Below are 14023 nucleotides of genomic sequence, written 5' to 3'. Positions count from 1 at the left end.
GCGCCAATTCGCGCAGCTCCGGTGGTGGTTCACACAATATTTATTTGCCGAGGTGCCTGATAATGACGTCTTCAATCATCTGCTCATCGTCGCGGGTAAAACCGAGCAGCGGGCGCGCCTCGTACTGCACATCCCGGCTGTTGCGGTTTGGCCGGTCTTTGAGACCGTACTGATGCACCCGCGCCATGCGCTGCACCTTGCCGGTAAACTCCACCACCGCCGCACTGTCGCTGCCTTTGGCTTTCATAAAGCGACTGGTGCGCAGTTTGGCGAACATTTCGCGCTTAATACGGCCTTTCTTGCTCCTCACCGGCTGGCGCTTACGCGCGGCATACGTGGTGCCGTCGGGTGCCTGCTGGCGCTTGATGCGCTGTTGCTGACTGGTACGCAGCTTTTTCGCAACCTCAGCCGCCATTTGCCGACGTGCCGCCGGTGACAGGCTGGCAATCAGACCGGCAAGGCGTTCCTGCAGCGCGGTTAATTCACTCATCCCACTTACTCACCAGTTCGCCTTTAACGTACAGCTCGACCGGGCGCGTCACCGGCTCAGGCAGCGGCGGCTCAGGGGCATAGCTGACATGCAGCGCGCCGTCGACCTCTTTGACGAGCGTGCGCTCGGTGAGCCTCAGGCTGATACTGATATCGAGCGAATCGTCGTTATTGATATCAATAATCCAGGTGAATCCTTTTTCCCGCCCGTCGTCGGTGGTCATAATGTCCGGCTGATGTTCACGCAGCCACGCCTGCACCGGCACGAATATCAAATCAAGGTCACCGGTGAAGTCGGTCACCACCACGTTAAGCACGTACACTTTTTCAAACGACAGCGAGCTCGCCAGTCGGGAATCGGTATGTCCGTTGTCGGCAAACAGGCGCAGCATATCTGGGTTGTTTCGGAGCTGCGGCACGGCGTTAATCAGCGCTTTGCGCAGGCTTTTGTGCTTCTGCATCGAGTTCATCCTGACAGTGTTTGACGGTTTTGACCTGCAGCGCGCAGGCGGTCAACGCGCCCTCAAGGCGGCGGATATCCGCGCTCAGGTCGCCATTGGTTTTCGGGTCACTTCCCGGCATCGGGCAAAGGCTCACCCTCGGGCATCCGCTCACCACAATCACCGGCGCTGGCGCAGGTGGCGCGGGTGTGCAGCCGACGCACAACATCAGGCAGAGCAGCGTTATACCAGCGGCGAAAGGCTTCATTTTCATTAAGTAACCTCGTTATCGTCTGCTCACGGCGGCTGGCCTCTGCGCTAGCCTTTGCGAGCTGTTCGCGCAGTGCCACCTGCGCAGATTCATTACGTCTGGCAAGCTGACCGGCAACACTGAGCTGATTTTTCAGCATGCCAATCGTCGTCTTTTGTTCGCTCGCGACGCGGTTTGCTGTCTCAAAGGAGCGGGATAAATTGCCGTTCTCATGGCGCAACCACAGCAGCCCAAGCACAGCCAGCACCAGCGCAGAGGCCAGAAACATCACAATGACTCTGGACACAGACCAGCCCCCTCAATGCGCTGGCGGTAAGTCTCGCGAACGGCCTTAAAGGTCAGCATACAAATCAGGTAAATCAGCGCCGTAAGGATCCAGCCAGCCCCAAGCAGACAGCCCGTGGTAACAGAGAAAATAATGAGAGACCATGCCCGACGCCCCTGAGAGGGCTTGCGGCAAAAGACGGCGCGGAATACCTTCATCAGGTCTGGATTGACGGGAATACTTTTGCCCGTATTTCGCAGCCAGTGCTCATAAGCAACCACCCCGGCGAGGCTCGCCGTAATGCAGATAAAACTGCCAAACAGCGCCCATGCGGCAACAAAGTTAACGGCGGCGCTTTGCGGCGATCCCAGCCCCCAAAGCAGTACCAGTGCCAGCAGGGCATCGAACATCAGGGAACGTAAATATTTTTTCATTGAGTTACTCCTTTCATGCAATACGCCAGTTCCCGCGCGCGGCGGTTTTCCAGCCCTTTGTTTTTAGTGCCATTGACGTACACCCAGCGGGTAAGCTGGTCGCATGCCTGCCACCACTGATGACGCTTGATGTAAGAGACCAGCGTCGAGCGACAGGCCGCGCCGGTGCCGACGTTAAAAGAGAAACTGACCAGCGCGTCGTAAACCGGCTGCGGCATGGTGACCGGCACGCAGACCGCGAGACGGCGCTCGGTGTTCAGCACGTCGGCGACCAGATTTGCCGCCGCTTGGCGCTCGGTGATATCGTGTTTCGGTACCACCCCGGCAGTGTGGCCGATGCCTGACGTCCACACGCCCGCGCTGCACTGGTAAGGTGTCAGGCGACATCCTTCAAGGTCGGCAATCAGCGCCAGACCATCAGGCGAGGTATTCAGCAGACGAAAATCAGGCATCAGTGCCGCCAGCGCCAGCACTGCGGCCACACTGCAACGTTTAACGATTGAGCTCACGGGTCACCCCTTTGTCGATTCCCATTTCGGTCAGGTAACGAAAGGTTTTGCGCCGGTACCAGAAATTCACCGCCGCCGTAAAAATGGCGCACAGACTACCCACATACAGCGCCAGTTTTTCGGGTGACATTGCCCCGAAATACGCCAGACCCACGGCCAGCCAGTAGGCGATAAACGTGGTAATTTTTTCCATACTCAGTCCCATAGGTTCAGGGTCTCCGCCGTGGGTGAGGTTTCAACGTCGGGCAGGTCAATCGCCGTGCCATGCGGCAGAATGACGCCCAGCTCAGACAGACCGGGGTTGGCCTGCAGCACCGACTCAACCACGCCCTCAGTGCGCCCGTAATACCGGGCGCAAAGCGCGTCGAGGGTGTCGCCCTGCATCGCGTAGACTTTCATCAGAGCTGACCCACTATGCAGCGCGGCTTATCCTGCAGGCGCGAGACCGACCAGCGCATATCCCGCCACAGGTCATCAATGGTGGTTTCGACGCTGTCGGCTTTTTTGTCACCCTTGCCGGTGGCCTCAACGCCGCGATAACGCTCATACAGGGTGGCGGTCGCCATCGCCGTCACGGCGCTGAGGTAGTGGAAAACGCGCACATTCTCGCCGTCGATTTCCTCAGCGTCAGGCACGTCGGCCAGTGTCTTAAACCCGGCGGCAATCTGGCGCAGCCGGTAGTCGTAAAGCTCCGCATTGGTTTCCGCCATGCCGGTCTTGATGGCGTTGCGCAGGCGCGCATCGGAAACCGTCTGCTCAAGGCGCATGAGCTCGCGCACCCGCTTCGGATCCACATCAGGAAAAAAGAACGTATTTTTAATCACTGCGTCGCCCGTCTCCGGTGCGGGAATCACCACGCCCGGTACGTCCTGCGGTTCGTCGGGCTGATTCAGTATTACTGTCGTCATGACAACCTCATTAGGTTGGGCGGTGGACGCCGGTCGCCGTCAGGGTCAAAACCCGCTTTGACCGGCGTGCCGCCCGGCTCGGGGAGCGTTCAGTTAACCGGCGGTTTTTACCGCCTTTGGTGGACGCCCGCGCTTTGCCGCCGGTCTGGCGACAGGTTTGCGCGTGCGCGGTTTAGTCGTTTTACGGGGTGCTGCCTCTGGCTTTGGCTTCAATGCCCGCTCCAGTCGCTCAATCTCTTTGCGCACACCGGCATTGCGGTCGAGCTGCATCGCGCGCTGAAACTGCGCCAGCGCTTCGGCGCTCTGACCGGCATCGCGCAGGGTCAGGCCGGTCACCTTATGCAGGCGGGCGCGCACCATATCGGGAACGTCAGCACCGTCGGTCAGACTGAGGGTGGTCAGCAGTAATGCGAGGTCGACAGGCTCACCGGCATCGCGCAGGCGTAGTGCCGCAAGCGCCACCTCCTCAACCAGCATGTAAGGCGTGGTGCGGCGATGGTCTGAGGTGAGGCCGTATTTCAGCGCGTAGGGCGCAATTTCCAGCGCGCCAGCAACGTCACCGGCATCGAGACGCCACAGCATGACGGTCATCAGAATGTCATCCTGCGCGCCACGGCCATCAGCCAGCACACCGGCAACCCACGGCGCATAGAACGGCAGCAGCTCGCGCTTTTTCGCGGCTTTCAGTTCGTTTGAACGAATGGTTTTTAACGTGCGGCGGTCATCGGCCAGCTTTACCAGCATCTGCTCGTAGGCGGTTGCGTGGCGCAGCGGGGCTTGTTCCCGCTGCGCGGCTTGAGAGGCCGAGACCCGCATCATGTGACGCTGTGCGGGGCTCGTCATGGTCTTACTCTCCGCTTTCCGGTGCTGCAGGTGCGGTGAAATCGCCCAGGGTGATGTTTTCCAGCAGGCACCCGGCAGCATACGCCTCGACCACATAGTCGATGTTCATCGACTCGTAGTTTTCCACGCGGTCTTTCTTCGGATTCTCATCAATGCTGCGGCGGTGGCTCTCATCCATGAAGTAGATAGAGAGGTTTTCCAGCGTGGTCACGAATACCGCATTCGCCGGGAAGTACGGCACGCGCACGGCTGGCAGGTTGCCGATGCGCTTCTGGCTGATGATGATATCCGCCGCGAGCGACTCGGTGTTTTCCTGCTGTTTGTTGACCAGCGGGAAATATTTGTCAGCCAGCAGTTTACGGCCAACGATGGCAACGAGTTTCGGGTCATCCTGATAAATCTCGTCAATCAGGGTGTTGGTACCGTCCATCACCAGCGCGTCGAGGTTCTCATAGTCGCCGTTCTTACCGACGCGAATCACCGCCGAAACGACCTTACCGTCAGCGTCGGTGATGTTGCTCATCACGCGCGCCGGGGCTTCGTTGCGGTACTTCTGCAGCCAGCCGACAGCCACATCCTGCAGCATCGGGTTTTTGCTGCGGTCTGAGGTATCAGCGCGGGTGGTACCGTTGAACCCGGCCATGATGAAATCGAGCGCCTGACGCTGGACGATGGCGTCGCGGATGCGGCGCTGGAAGTCCTGAAAACGCGCCCACAGGTCGAGGCGTTTGTAGGTCAGATGGAAGTCAAAGTTAATCTGATTGCACTCGTACTTGTTGGACTCAAGCGCGGTGAAATCTGCGGTCTGGCGCTCCTTGTCGCCCGAGGTGTCGGTCGTGCTGGCGATGGTGCCGGTCACACCAACGCCGATTTTCTCACCCTTCATTTCTGCGACCGGCAGAATATTAATCGTCTGCAGAAACGCGGATGACGCCTGCACGGTGTTCATCAGCGTTTGCGTGACGGACGGCTCGACGGTGAATTTTTTGCTGACGTCATCAACGCTGATGCCGTTCAGTTTGGCGAGCTGGGTCAGATAGGCATTGAACTTAAAACGGGTTTCCTGACGCATAGTATTTCCTGTTTGAATTAATCGGTTAGTCACAGCATCGGGCGGGGTGCCGCCCGGTCTCGGTCTGCGGTTTATCAGCAGTCGGTCAGCAGCTCATCGCCGCCACCGCCGCTGGCTTTTGTGCGTCGCGGCTGGCTGAAACTTTCGGTTTTGTCGAGGGTGGTTTTCAGGGCGGAAAATGCCTGGCTGGTTTCTTCAACCTTGCCGGTCAGCTCCTGTTTGAAGGCGGCAAACGCGGTTTCCATAGCGGAAAGGCGCTCATCCTGTTTGTTCAGGTTGGTCTGCACATGCTCGCTGACGGTGGTCACCGCTTCATGCACATCATTCAGGCGTGCATCGTCACTGACCTGCTTACGGCTGAAAATGGCTTTCACCTTATCGGCCAGGCTGTTGAGCACCGTGTCGGGAACGTCTTCAAATTCCAGCTCGGCCAGCGTGGCGGCGGAAAAGACGTTTTCAGGATTGGCCTTAAAGCGCTGCAGCGGGTTGTGCTTCGCGTTGCGGCAGAATTCGAGGTATTCAGTGCCGAGGCTCGCCGGGTCATCGGTGACAGCAAGGCCGACGAGGTAGCATTTGCCGGTATTGGCAAAATTCGGCTGAATTTCCATTGAGGTGTAGACCTTCTGCGCGGCTTTATTCATCGCAATAAGGTCATCGGTCGGGGTGATTTTAGCGAACAACGCCCATTTGCCGTTAAGCGCAGAATCGTCGTCAATCTTCTCGGCTTTCAGCTCGGCCACATCGCCATAACGTTTGAATATGCCATCAGGCAGCAGGCCGCGCAGGTGTTCGAGGTTGATGCGGCAACCGTAGACGCGCGGGTCGTAGGTTTCGGCCATTTCCTGAATATCGCTGGCGCTGATAATGCGCCCGTCGCAGGTATCACCCTCGACGCCGATGCGGAACCACTTTGAGACTTTTTTTGCCATTGTCAGGAGTCCTGAGGTTGGGGTTACTGGTCACCGCCAGTTTCCAGACTCAGGCCACACCAGACCACCAATGACGACTGGACAACCGCCCACACAACAGCACCTTAGCGAATCACCGACAGCCATTAAGTAGCCTTGCCCTGAATCCACTACGGCGAGGCATCAATGACCATTTCCACCGATACAACCTTGTTGCATGACCCGCGACGGCAGGCATCACTGCTTTACTGGCAGGGCTTTTCCGTGCCACAGATTGCCGAAATGCTGCAGGTCAAGCGCCCGACCGTGCAGAGCTGGAAGCAGCGCGACGGCTGGGACGGCATCGCACCGATTTCCCGCGTCGAAAGCAGCCTTGAGGCGCGCCTGATACAGCTCATCGCCAAGCCGCAAAAATCAGGCGGCGACTTCAAAGAGATTGACCTGCTCGGGCGGCAGATTGAGCGACTGGCGCGCGTTAACCGCTACAGCCAGACCGGCAACGAGGTCGACCTAAACCCCAATGTCGCCAACCGCAACAAAGGCGAGCGTAAGAAGCCGAAAAAGAACTTTTTCAGCGACGAGGCTATCGGGAAACTGGAGGAACTATTTTTCGACCAGTCTTTCGAGTACCAGTTGCAGTGGTACCGCGCAGGGCTGGCGCACCGTATTCGCGACATCCTCAAATCCCGCCAGATTGGCGCGACGTTCTATTTCTCCCGCGAGGCGCTGCTGCGCGCACTCAAGACCGGCCATAACCAGATTTTTCTGTCGGCCAGTAAAACGCAGGCTTACGTGTTCCGTGAATACATCATCCAGTTTGCGCGGCTGGTCGACGTTGACCTGACCGGCGACCCGATTGTCATCGGCAACAACGGCGCAAAGCTGATTTTTCTCGGCACTAATTCCAACACCGCGCAGAGCCATAACGGCGACCTGTATGTCGATGAAATATTCTGGATCCCGAATTTTCAGAAGCTTCGTAAAGTCGCGTCGGGCATGGCCTCGCAGAAGCACCTGCGCTCGACCTACTTTTCGACACCTTCCACGCTGGCGCACGGCGCTTATCCCTTCTGGTCTGGCGAGCTGTTCAACAAGGGGCGCAGCCGTATTGCCGACCGCATCGAAATCGACATCAGTCACGGCGCGCTCGCCGGTGGTCAGCTCTGCGACGATGGCCAGTGGCGGCAGATTGTCACTATTGAGGACGCCCTTGCCGGTGGCTGCACCCTGTTCGACCTCGACCAGCTCAAACGCGAAAACAGCGATGAGGACTTTAAGAACCTGTTTATGTGCGAGTTTGTCGACGATAAAGCGTCGGTATTCCCGTTCGAGGAGCTGCAGCGCTGCATGGTCGACGTGATGGAAGAATGGGAGGACTTTGCCCCGTTCGCCGACCATCCGTTCGGCTCGCGTCCTGTCTGGATTGGCTACGACCCGTCGCACACTGGCGACAGCGCCGGGTGCGTCGTGCTCGCGCCGCCGGTGGTTTCGGGTGGCAAGTTCCGCATGCTGGAGCGCCACCAGTGGAAGGGCATGGACTTTGCCGCACAGGCAGAGGGCATCCGTAAGCTGACCGAAAAATATAACGTCGAATACATCGGCATTGACGCAACCGGCCTCGGCCTCGGCGTATTCCAGTTGGTGCGCTCATTCTACCCGGCGGCACGGGGCATCCGTTACACCCCCGAAATGAAAACCGCGATGGTGCTCAAGGCAAAAGACACCATTCGACGGGGCTGTCTGGAGTACGACGCCGGGGCAACCGACGTCACGCAGTCGTTTATGTCGATTCGCAAAACCATGACCAGCAGCGGGCGCAGCGCCACCTACGAGGCCAGCCGCACCGAGGAAGCCAGTCACGCCGATATCGCATGGGCAACCATGCACGCCCTGTTAAACGAACCGCTTTCCGCCGGTAGCGGCATGCAGCCTAAATCTATTCTGGAGTTCAACTAAAATGGGTAAGCAAAAATCCCGTAAAGCCGCTGCGCAGAAGACCAGCAAGCCACAACAACTGACCGCCAGCGCACCGCCAAAAACAACAGCGTTCACCTTTGGCGAGCCAGTGCCGGTACTCGATAAGCGCGATATTCTGGATTACGTCGAGTGCATCAGTAACGGCAAATGGTACGAGCCGCCGGTCAGTTTCTCCGGGCTGGCAAAGAGTCTGCGCTCTGCTGTACATCACAGTTCACCGATTTACGTTAAGCGCAACGTGCTCGCGAGCACCTACATTCCGCACCCGCTGCTGTCTCGTCAGGATTTCAGCCGCTTTGCGCTCGACTATCTGGTATTCGGCAACGCCTTTCTTGAGCAGCGCCACAGCGTCACCGGCCAGTTAATCAAGCTGCTTGCCTCACCGGCCAAATATACCCGGCGCGGGGTCGACGATTCGATATTCTGGTTTGTGGAAAATTTCACGCTGCCGCATGAGTTCGCGCCTGATACCGTGTTTCACCTGCTGGAGCCCGATATTAATCAGGAGATTTACGGCCTGCCCGAATATCTCAGCGCGCTTAATTCCGCCTGGCTGAATGAATCCGCGACGCTGTTCCGCCGCAAGTATTACCAAAACGGCGCGCACGCGGGTTACATCATGTATGTGACCGACCCGGCGCAGAGCGCGACCGACGTCGAATCGCTGCGCGAGGCGATGCGTAACTCGAAAGGGCTCGGCAACTTTAAGAACCTGTTTTTCTACGCCCCCGGCGGAAAACCGGACGGCATCAAAATCGTGCCACTGAGCGAGGTCGCCACAAAGGATGACTTTTTCAACATCAAGAAAGCCAGCGCCGCCGACCTGATGGACGCGCACCGCGTGCCGTTCCAGCTTATGGGCGGCAAGCCCGAGAATATCGGCTCACTCGGCGACGTTGAGAAGGTCGCAAAGGTATTCGTGCGTAACGAGCTGTCGCCGCTACAGGACAGGTTCAGGGAGGTAAACGACTGGCTCGGCATGGAAGTCATCAGGTTCAAAGAGTACACGCTCGACAACCCGGAATAACTCCCCCTCAAGCCGCCAGCAAGGCGGCTTTTTCACGCCCCGCCACCATCACGCCCCAGACGCGCCACACGCGCACGACCACACCAGACCACCAACGAACCGACAACGACCACAACCGCGCCATCACGACGCGCTCAGACGATAATTTTTATCATTACGCACCACCGCTGGCGCGCAATGCTTTCCCCGCCACGCCTGCCCGCTTTATGGGTCGGTTTTAATGCAGTTGCATGACCACTCTGGATCCGCGCCAGCACTGGCGGCGCACGGCCAGAACGGGCAACCCCGGCGCATGCAAAACAATGCACCTGTTGCATGCAGGGCTAAAAAACGGGAAATTCGCCGAAAATGGCATAAAAAAACCGGCTTTAATCGTGCCGGTCTGGGGCGGTTGCTCAGGGGCAGGCTAACGCCTCGCGGGGCTCGTTGTTCAACCCCGCCAGCACTGAAAGCGAGTTTCAGCACCGGCGGCGTTTATTAATGCAGCCAGCTATCGTCCTCCCATACCTGCTGCATGATTTCCATTACTCGTTTTTTATCTTCGTCCAGTTTTAAACCGCTTAGCTCAACGCCATTTGCAGAACCTTTGCGAATGCGGATAGCTGTCTTTGGGTAGATAGGTTGAAGATTTCGGTACAGCTCAGCCTCAAGTGCATCCAACGTTGCCTGACTAATTTTTTGCTCTTTATCCAACGTGATATTGATTCTCATAATCTAATCAGCCTTATAAAAAATATCATCTTCGGTTTCGTTATTTTCGCTGTTTGCTAAGTCTGCAATGAGAGTGAGCGCGAGCTTTAAGTCTGACGGCTTGCAGTTTGCAATTAGAGATACCTCGGCAATAAATTGCACACAAGCCCACTTTTGCTGCGTTCGGCTGAAATGTTCGCCAACCATGAAATCCCTCCCATAGGGTTACTGTATATTTATACAGTAGCACGTATTGGCAAAAGATGGGAAGAAAAAAAACGAATAGGGCGATTGCCGTATGTACATGATATGGATGAGTATTAACGGTTATTTTTTCGATGCCATTTCCGCTAAAACCGCAACCCGCCTAAGGATTTTACTGGCTTGCACCTGATGTGAAGGGGCAGCGGCGAAGATTTCACCTTTTGACGTTCCGCGCACCCATCGACCGTTAAAGCAACTTTTACCACCGGCCATCAGGTGCAGGGCTTCGCCCCGGCTGATAGTTATGCCGGTTGTCAGATGTATCTCGTCGATAGTTTTCGCTATAGCTGCGCTTTGCTCATCCGTTCCGTGGATGAATTTTCGCCGTATTGCTGGTTTTTGCTTCCTGAGTCTGTTGGTCAGCTCTCGTCTTTCGCGCCGACTCAGTGGTTTTGATAAATCCAGTATCGGTGGATCGCTTTCGCTTCCCGTACAGTTATTGACAGAACTCCGAGAGGGCGCAGGAGCGCCCTTAACGTCAACGGCCAAATCAACGGCACGCTTCGGCACAATTTTCCATTGCGTAAGCCGGGTTAAAATCGGGGAGCCAGCACCGACAGCGGAATCGTACACGCCACGGATGCAGACGGTTTCCTCACCATACTGGTTAAACTCGGCGCGCGGTTCATACAGCGTGCGCACCTGCAAATCATCGCGACGGACAAACGGCCCACCCTGCGCATTAACGTAACCAGCCCAGTCACCGGCGTCAGCGGCATCATGGACGGCGGCAAACTCAACGCTCAGACCGTGTGCGGTCTCGGTATCAGCGAGACGACGTAACTCACGGTAGACCGTCACCGGCGCACCGCCGATAAACTGAAACTGACGGATGTGCCAGCGTGCCGCCCAGGCTGAAACGGCGGGGGCTGTCTCTTTCAGCAACTCACCGCTTTCGTCATCGGTTTCACCATCGAGAGCATAGCCGTCGATATTTTTCGAAATGTATTTAGCAACATAACCGGTAGCGCTGCCCTTTTCAGGGTCAATGGCCTCGGCATGAAAGCGGGCTTTTTTAGCCTTATCGCTTCTCAATTCGTGGTGGTCTTCTTCCCATGCGTAATTACGGATGATTGGGCGCACACGTTCGACATCTTCCGGCAGCATAAACATGAGCATGTGCCAGTGAGGCGTACCGTCGTGATGAGGCTCGGCAACGCGTATGCCGAAAATGCGTATTTCTTCCCGGTGCAGCTTGGCGCGGATGCGCGCCCAAAGGCCGGTTAGATAGCTCTGCGTGTCCGATGGGCTGGCACCGTTCCATTTGCTGTTACGGTAGCCTGCTTTGGTGGTGGCGTGATATTTAGACGGTGCTGTCAGGGTGTAAAACTCCCCGACATAGCCGAGCTCATTGCAGATATTTTCAAACCCACGGATGCGGGTCATCAGCTCACAGCGGCGTATTGCAGGGTTGGCGACCGAACCGTCGTATTTTTCAATCAGGCTGATGCGGTTGCCGTCTTCGTCTTCGAGATCCAGCCCCTTGAGAAATTCACGCGTACGGCGCTTTTGCTCGCGCCAGTCTGTCACACAGTTTTTACTCGCGTAGGCGTGCTTTTTCTTGCTGACGTTGCCGACGGCAATTTGCAGATGTTCGCGCCATGCAGCCGCAACGCGACGTAGACGACCACGCCACCACACATCATTAAACATGCGGGTGATAGCAGGGGCGATTTCATCCTCACCGACATATTTCTTTGTCACTCGCTCCCAATGCGGCGGGGTAACGTTGAATTGCAGGGAAATAATCCCAGCGCGCATGTACCAGGTGTACAGCGTTTTGAGCTCGCTAAATCCGGTGTCATCAATATCAGCCAGTTCAGCACGAATGAAATTAGCAATATCAGCGGCCAGCAGGTCAATATCGGCGCGCGACATATCAGGGAGGCGGTTATATCTGGCGACCATATTAACCATGCGTGACGCCAGATATTGCATAAGCTGGGTATCAAAATGACCACCAAAAACAGCGGTTGATACATTGCTGTTGATACCCGCGCATTCGTATTTTTTTGCGACCAGTTCAAGACGTGGCAATGCCTTTTTGCAGAAGCTGATTAAAAAGGCATTGGCTCGTTGACTGCCCTGATTTTGCTCCAGCACCGCAGCGGTGCGATAAACGTCAAAGCGCACGCACTCAGGCTGGAGAGAAAGCACTTTTCTCGCATGCAGCAAAGCCGCGAACATACGGTCGCGGCGATACTGTTGCTCATAGGTAAGATATGGGCTGGCTATTGCCGGTCGAGGCGCATTCCACGGGAAAGCATACTCAAACTTCACGATGATTTCCCACAGCTATCAAGGAATGCACCGATAAACTCAGCGGCAACCTGAGGGACTATAGCGTTACCATAACCGCGCAGTCGTCCCACTCTGGCGGGAATCCCATTAGCCACCGGGAATGAGCCGGGTTCAATCTGGCGCGCTTTTCCGTCGGTACAGCTAATCCATTCGGCATTACTCCAGAAACTGCCGGCAGAATTGCCAAACGAACCGCACCGCCCAGCGTGGTTCCCCTTGATGTCCCAATTGTTTTCCCCGCCCCCCTTACCTGAGGGTTGTCCTGAGTTGTCACTGTTGGCCACCCGGTAAGATGCAGGGCTTGCCCCGTTAGAGTCTCCATCCCGCGAGATGTTGGCGGCTGATAATTCACATTTGTTGTCGGCGTGTACCACACACCGTGAAGCGCCGAAAAAGAGTCGCTTTCTTTCGTGCGGAGCACCGACGCTTGCCGCTGGCAATACTGCCGCCCCGCAGGCGTATTTTTCTCTTTCCAGCTCATCGAATAAATCATCGAGCCAGTGTTTTCCAATCGCTGCCGCAACTTGTTCACCAAAGAGGACTGGAGGACTGCACTCAGCGATAAGACGCATGAATGTTGGGGCAAGATGGCGTTCGTCGCTTTTTCCGAGCTTCTTACCTGCGTCACTGAAGGGCTGACATGGTGGGCTACCAGTCCACACGATGGCGGTGTCGGGGACACCTGCGAGTCGCAAAGCATATGACCAGCCGCCGATTCCTGCAAAGAAATGACATTGGGTAAAGCCCTTGAGGTCTCCCGGTGTAACATCCGTTATGCTCCTTTCATCAACTACGCCCGGGGCAATTAACCCGGCATCAATCAGATTACGCAGCCATTGCGCTGCAAATGGGTCAAACTCGTTGTAATAAGCAGTCACGCTTTTCCCTCAAATGCTGAAATGCACAAGTGGCCGATGCGTTCAATTTCATCAGCCATGCCTGTGAGCGATTTAATTTCCGAGTTTTGTATATGATGATGAATCAGACCGGAAATAAGCTGGTTAACCTTCGGGTAATAGCCGATGGTGTCTAACCATTCCTCGCCAGCTTTCTTCCCTGATTGAGCGACTTTCTTTTCATTCAGGATGAATTGATATTGGTCGCTGGTAATAACCCACTTGTCGCCAACTTCGATACGAATACCCATTTAAACACCTCTGTAATGTTTTGATTTGAGCTCTGCTATTTGCTGACAGGTCACGCAAAAGGCCACACCCGGAATTGCAGCGCGACGTGCTTCCGGGATTGGTGCGTCGCATTCTTCGCAGAGGAAACGAGAGGGCGCAGCGATGCGGCTGCGTGCGGTGTTGATATGGCGCTCGCGGTCTTCCTGCTCACGCTGTTGTGCTAAATCCATTGCGTCAGCCATTAATGCAGCTCCTGTGATTCGTTCTCAAAACGAGTGGCTTCACGGCGCAGCAGTTCTGCAGCTTCGGTGCCGCTCATTCCCTCTTTGGTGATATGGATAGCCAGCGCCTCAAGACGCATGGAAACGGCCAGAGCTCGGTCTTTACGCTCTTCTTTTTTGGCATCGGTCAGCAGTACGGCCAGTGCATCGCTATCGGTGTGAAAGCTGCGGGTTTCGGTATTACGCATAATTGACTCTCCTGATTTCGGGCAATAAG

At 56.2% G+C, this 14023-nt stretch carries 21 protein-coding genes; 2 read left to right on the top strand and 19 right to left on the bottom strand.

The genetic code is table 11. The features are described 5' to 3' along the window. Positions 1 to 40 precede the first annotated feature (40 nt). From WM95_RS18605 to WM95_RS18550, 12 genes are all read right to left on the bottom strand, one after another. The gene (locus WM95_RS18605) at positions 41 to 490 is read right to left on the bottom strand and encodes a phage virion morphogenesis protein (protein WP_088544934.1); all 450 of its coding nucleotides are present in this window, start codon (positions 488 to 490) and stop codon (positions 41 to 43) included. Continuing rightward, entirely contained in the window at positions 483 to 950 is a 468-nt protein-coding gene (locus WM95_RS18600) for a phage tail protein (protein WP_088544933.1), read from the bottom strand. The genes WM95_RS18605 and WM95_RS18600 overlap by 8 nt, the downstream gene beginning before the upstream one ends. Further along, positions 913 to 1158 carry an Rz1-like lysis system protein LysC gene (lysC, locus tag WM95_RS27530; protein WP_229045982.1) on the bottom strand — a complete coding sequence of 82 codons (246 nt, stop codon included), beginning with the start codon at positions 1156 to 1158 and terminating at the stop codon, positions 913 to 915. Before lysC ends, WM95_RS18600 begins: the two co-directional genes overlap by 38 nt. Continuing rightward, the gene (gene lysB / locus WM95_RS27640) at positions 1058 to 1468 is read right to left on the bottom strand and encodes an Rz-like lysis system protein LysB (RefSeq protein WP_088544932.1); all 411 of its coding nucleotides are present in this window, start codon (positions 1466 to 1468) and stop codon (positions 1058 to 1060) included. Before lysB ends, lysC begins: the two co-directional genes overlap by 101 nt. Continuing rightward, entirely contained in the window at positions 1468 to 1899 is a 432-nt protein-coding gene (locus WM95_RS18585; RefSeq protein ID WP_088544931.1) for a DNZ54_00345 family protein, read from the bottom strand. The genes lysB and WM95_RS18585 overlap by 1 nt, the downstream gene beginning before the upstream one ends. Continuing rightward, on the bottom strand, positions 1896 to 2408 hold the full coding sequence (locus WM95_RS18580; RefSeq protein WP_088544930.1) for a lysozyme: 513 nt from the start codon (positions 2406 to 2408) through the stop codon (positions 1896 to 1898). Before WM95_RS18580 ends, WM95_RS18585 begins: the two co-directional genes overlap by 4 nt. Next, positions 2392 to 2613: an HP1 family phage holin gene (locus WM95_RS18575; protein WP_001437784.1), complete on the bottom strand. Its 222-nt coding sequence runs from the start codon at positions 2611 to 2613 to the stop codon at positions 2392 to 2394. Before WM95_RS18575 ends, WM95_RS18580 begins: the two co-directional genes overlap by 17 nt. Then, the gene (locus tag WM95_RS18570; protein ID WP_088544929.1) at positions 2604 to 2807 is read right to left on the bottom strand and encodes a tail protein X; all 204 of its coding nucleotides are present in this window, start codon (positions 2805 to 2807) and stop codon (positions 2604 to 2606) included. Before WM95_RS18570 ends, WM95_RS18575 begins: the two co-directional genes overlap by 10 nt. Next, a complete protein-coding gene (locus tag WM95_RS18565; RefSeq protein ID WP_000214252.1) occupies positions 2807 to 3316 on the bottom strand; it encodes a head completion/stabilization protein in 510 nt (169 codons plus the stop codon). The genes WM95_RS18570 and WM95_RS18565 overlap by 1 nt, the downstream gene beginning before the upstream one ends. A gap of 93 nt (positions 3317 to 3409) precedes the next feature. Next, positions 3410 to 4159, bottom strand: coding sequence for a phage terminase small subunit (locus tag WM95_RS18560; protein ID WP_088544928.1), 750 nt, complete (start codon positions 4157 to 4159; stop codon positions 3410 to 3412). A 4-nt stretch (positions 4160 to 4163) separates the two neighbouring features. Next, positions 4164 to 5231 (bottom strand): phage major capsid protein, P2 family, encoded by a 1068-nt coding sequence (locus tag WM95_RS18555; protein WP_044068248.1) that lies wholly within the window; start codon positions 5229 to 5231, stop codon positions 4164 to 4166. Between the two features lie 74 nt (positions 5232 to 5305). Next, the gene (locus WM95_RS18550) at positions 5306 to 6160 is read right to left on the bottom strand and encodes a GPO family capsid scaffolding protein (RefSeq protein ID WP_088544927.1); all 855 of its coding nucleotides are present in this window, start codon (positions 6158 to 6160) and stop codon (positions 5306 to 5308) included. 165 nt (positions 6161 to 6325) lie between these two features. Between WM95_RS18550 and WM95_RS18545 the strand changes: the two genes are divergently transcribed. Together WM95_RS18545 and WM95_RS18540 are read left to right on the top strand one after the other, a co-directional pair. Continuing rightward, on the top strand, positions 6326 to 8095 hold the full coding sequence (locus WM95_RS18545; protein ID WP_088544926.1) for a terminase ATPase subunit family protein: 1770 nt from the start codon (positions 6326 to 6328) through the stop codon (positions 8093 to 8095). Position 8096: 1 nt separating this feature from the next. Further along, positions 8097 to 9143, top strand: coding sequence for a phage portal protein (locus tag WM95_RS18540; RefSeq protein ID WP_088544925.1), 1047 nt, complete (start codon positions 8097 to 8099; stop codon positions 9141 to 9143). A gap of 477 nt (positions 9144 to 9620) precedes the next feature. Here WM95_RS18540 and WM95_RS18525 read toward each other — a convergent pair whose 3' ends face one another. From WM95_RS18525 to WM95_RS18495, 7 genes are all read right to left on the bottom strand, one after another. Continuing rightward, positions 9621 to 9854, bottom strand: coding sequence for a DinI family protein (locus WM95_RS18525; protein WP_001222154.1), 234 nt, complete (start codon positions 9852 to 9854; stop codon positions 9621 to 9623). A gap of 3 nt (positions 9855 to 9857) precedes the next feature. After that, complete coding sequence (locus tag WM95_RS18520) at positions 9858 to 10040, bottom strand: hypothetical protein (protein ID WP_000232650.1); 183 nt, start codon at positions 10038 to 10040, stop codon at positions 9858 to 9860. Between the two features lie 120 nt (positions 10041 to 10160). Next, entirely contained in the window at positions 10161 to 12377 is a 2217-nt protein-coding gene (locus WM95_RS18515) for a replication endonuclease (protein WP_369880868.1), read from the bottom strand. Next, positions 12374 to 13276 (bottom strand): DNA cytosine methyltransferase, encoded by a 903-nt coding sequence (locus WM95_RS18510; protein WP_088544922.1) that lies wholly within the window; start codon positions 13274 to 13276, stop codon positions 12374 to 12376. The genes WM95_RS18515 and WM95_RS18510 overlap by 4 nt, the downstream gene beginning before the upstream one ends. Continuing rightward, entirely contained in the window at positions 13273 to 13545 is a 273-nt protein-coding gene (locus tag WM95_RS18505) for a DUF5405 family protein (protein WP_088544921.1), read from the bottom strand. The genes WM95_RS18510 and WM95_RS18505 overlap by 4 nt, the downstream gene beginning before the upstream one ends. After that, on the bottom strand, positions 13546 to 13767 hold the full coding sequence (locus WM95_RS18500; RefSeq protein WP_088544920.1) for a TraR/DksA family transcriptional regulator: 222 nt from the start codon (positions 13765 to 13767) through the stop codon (positions 13546 to 13548). Next, complete coding sequence (locus tag WM95_RS18495; RefSeq protein WP_088544919.1) at positions 13767 to 13994, bottom strand: DUF2732 domain-containing protein; 228 nt, start codon at positions 13992 to 13994, stop codon at positions 13767 to 13769. Before WM95_RS18495 ends, WM95_RS18500 begins: the two co-directional genes overlap by 1 nt. Positions 13995 to 14023: the final 29 nt, after the last annotated feature.

Origin of the sequence: Enterobacter cloacae complex sp. ECNIH7 (assembly GCF_002208095.1) — a bacterium.
Classification (GTDB): domain Bacteria; phylum Pseudomonadota; class Gammaproteobacteria; order Enterobacterales; family Enterobacteriaceae; genus Enterobacter; species Enterobacter cloacae_M.
Note: the sequence above shows the minus strand (reverse complement) of the source record. Positions and strands in the feature narration are given on the sequence as shown.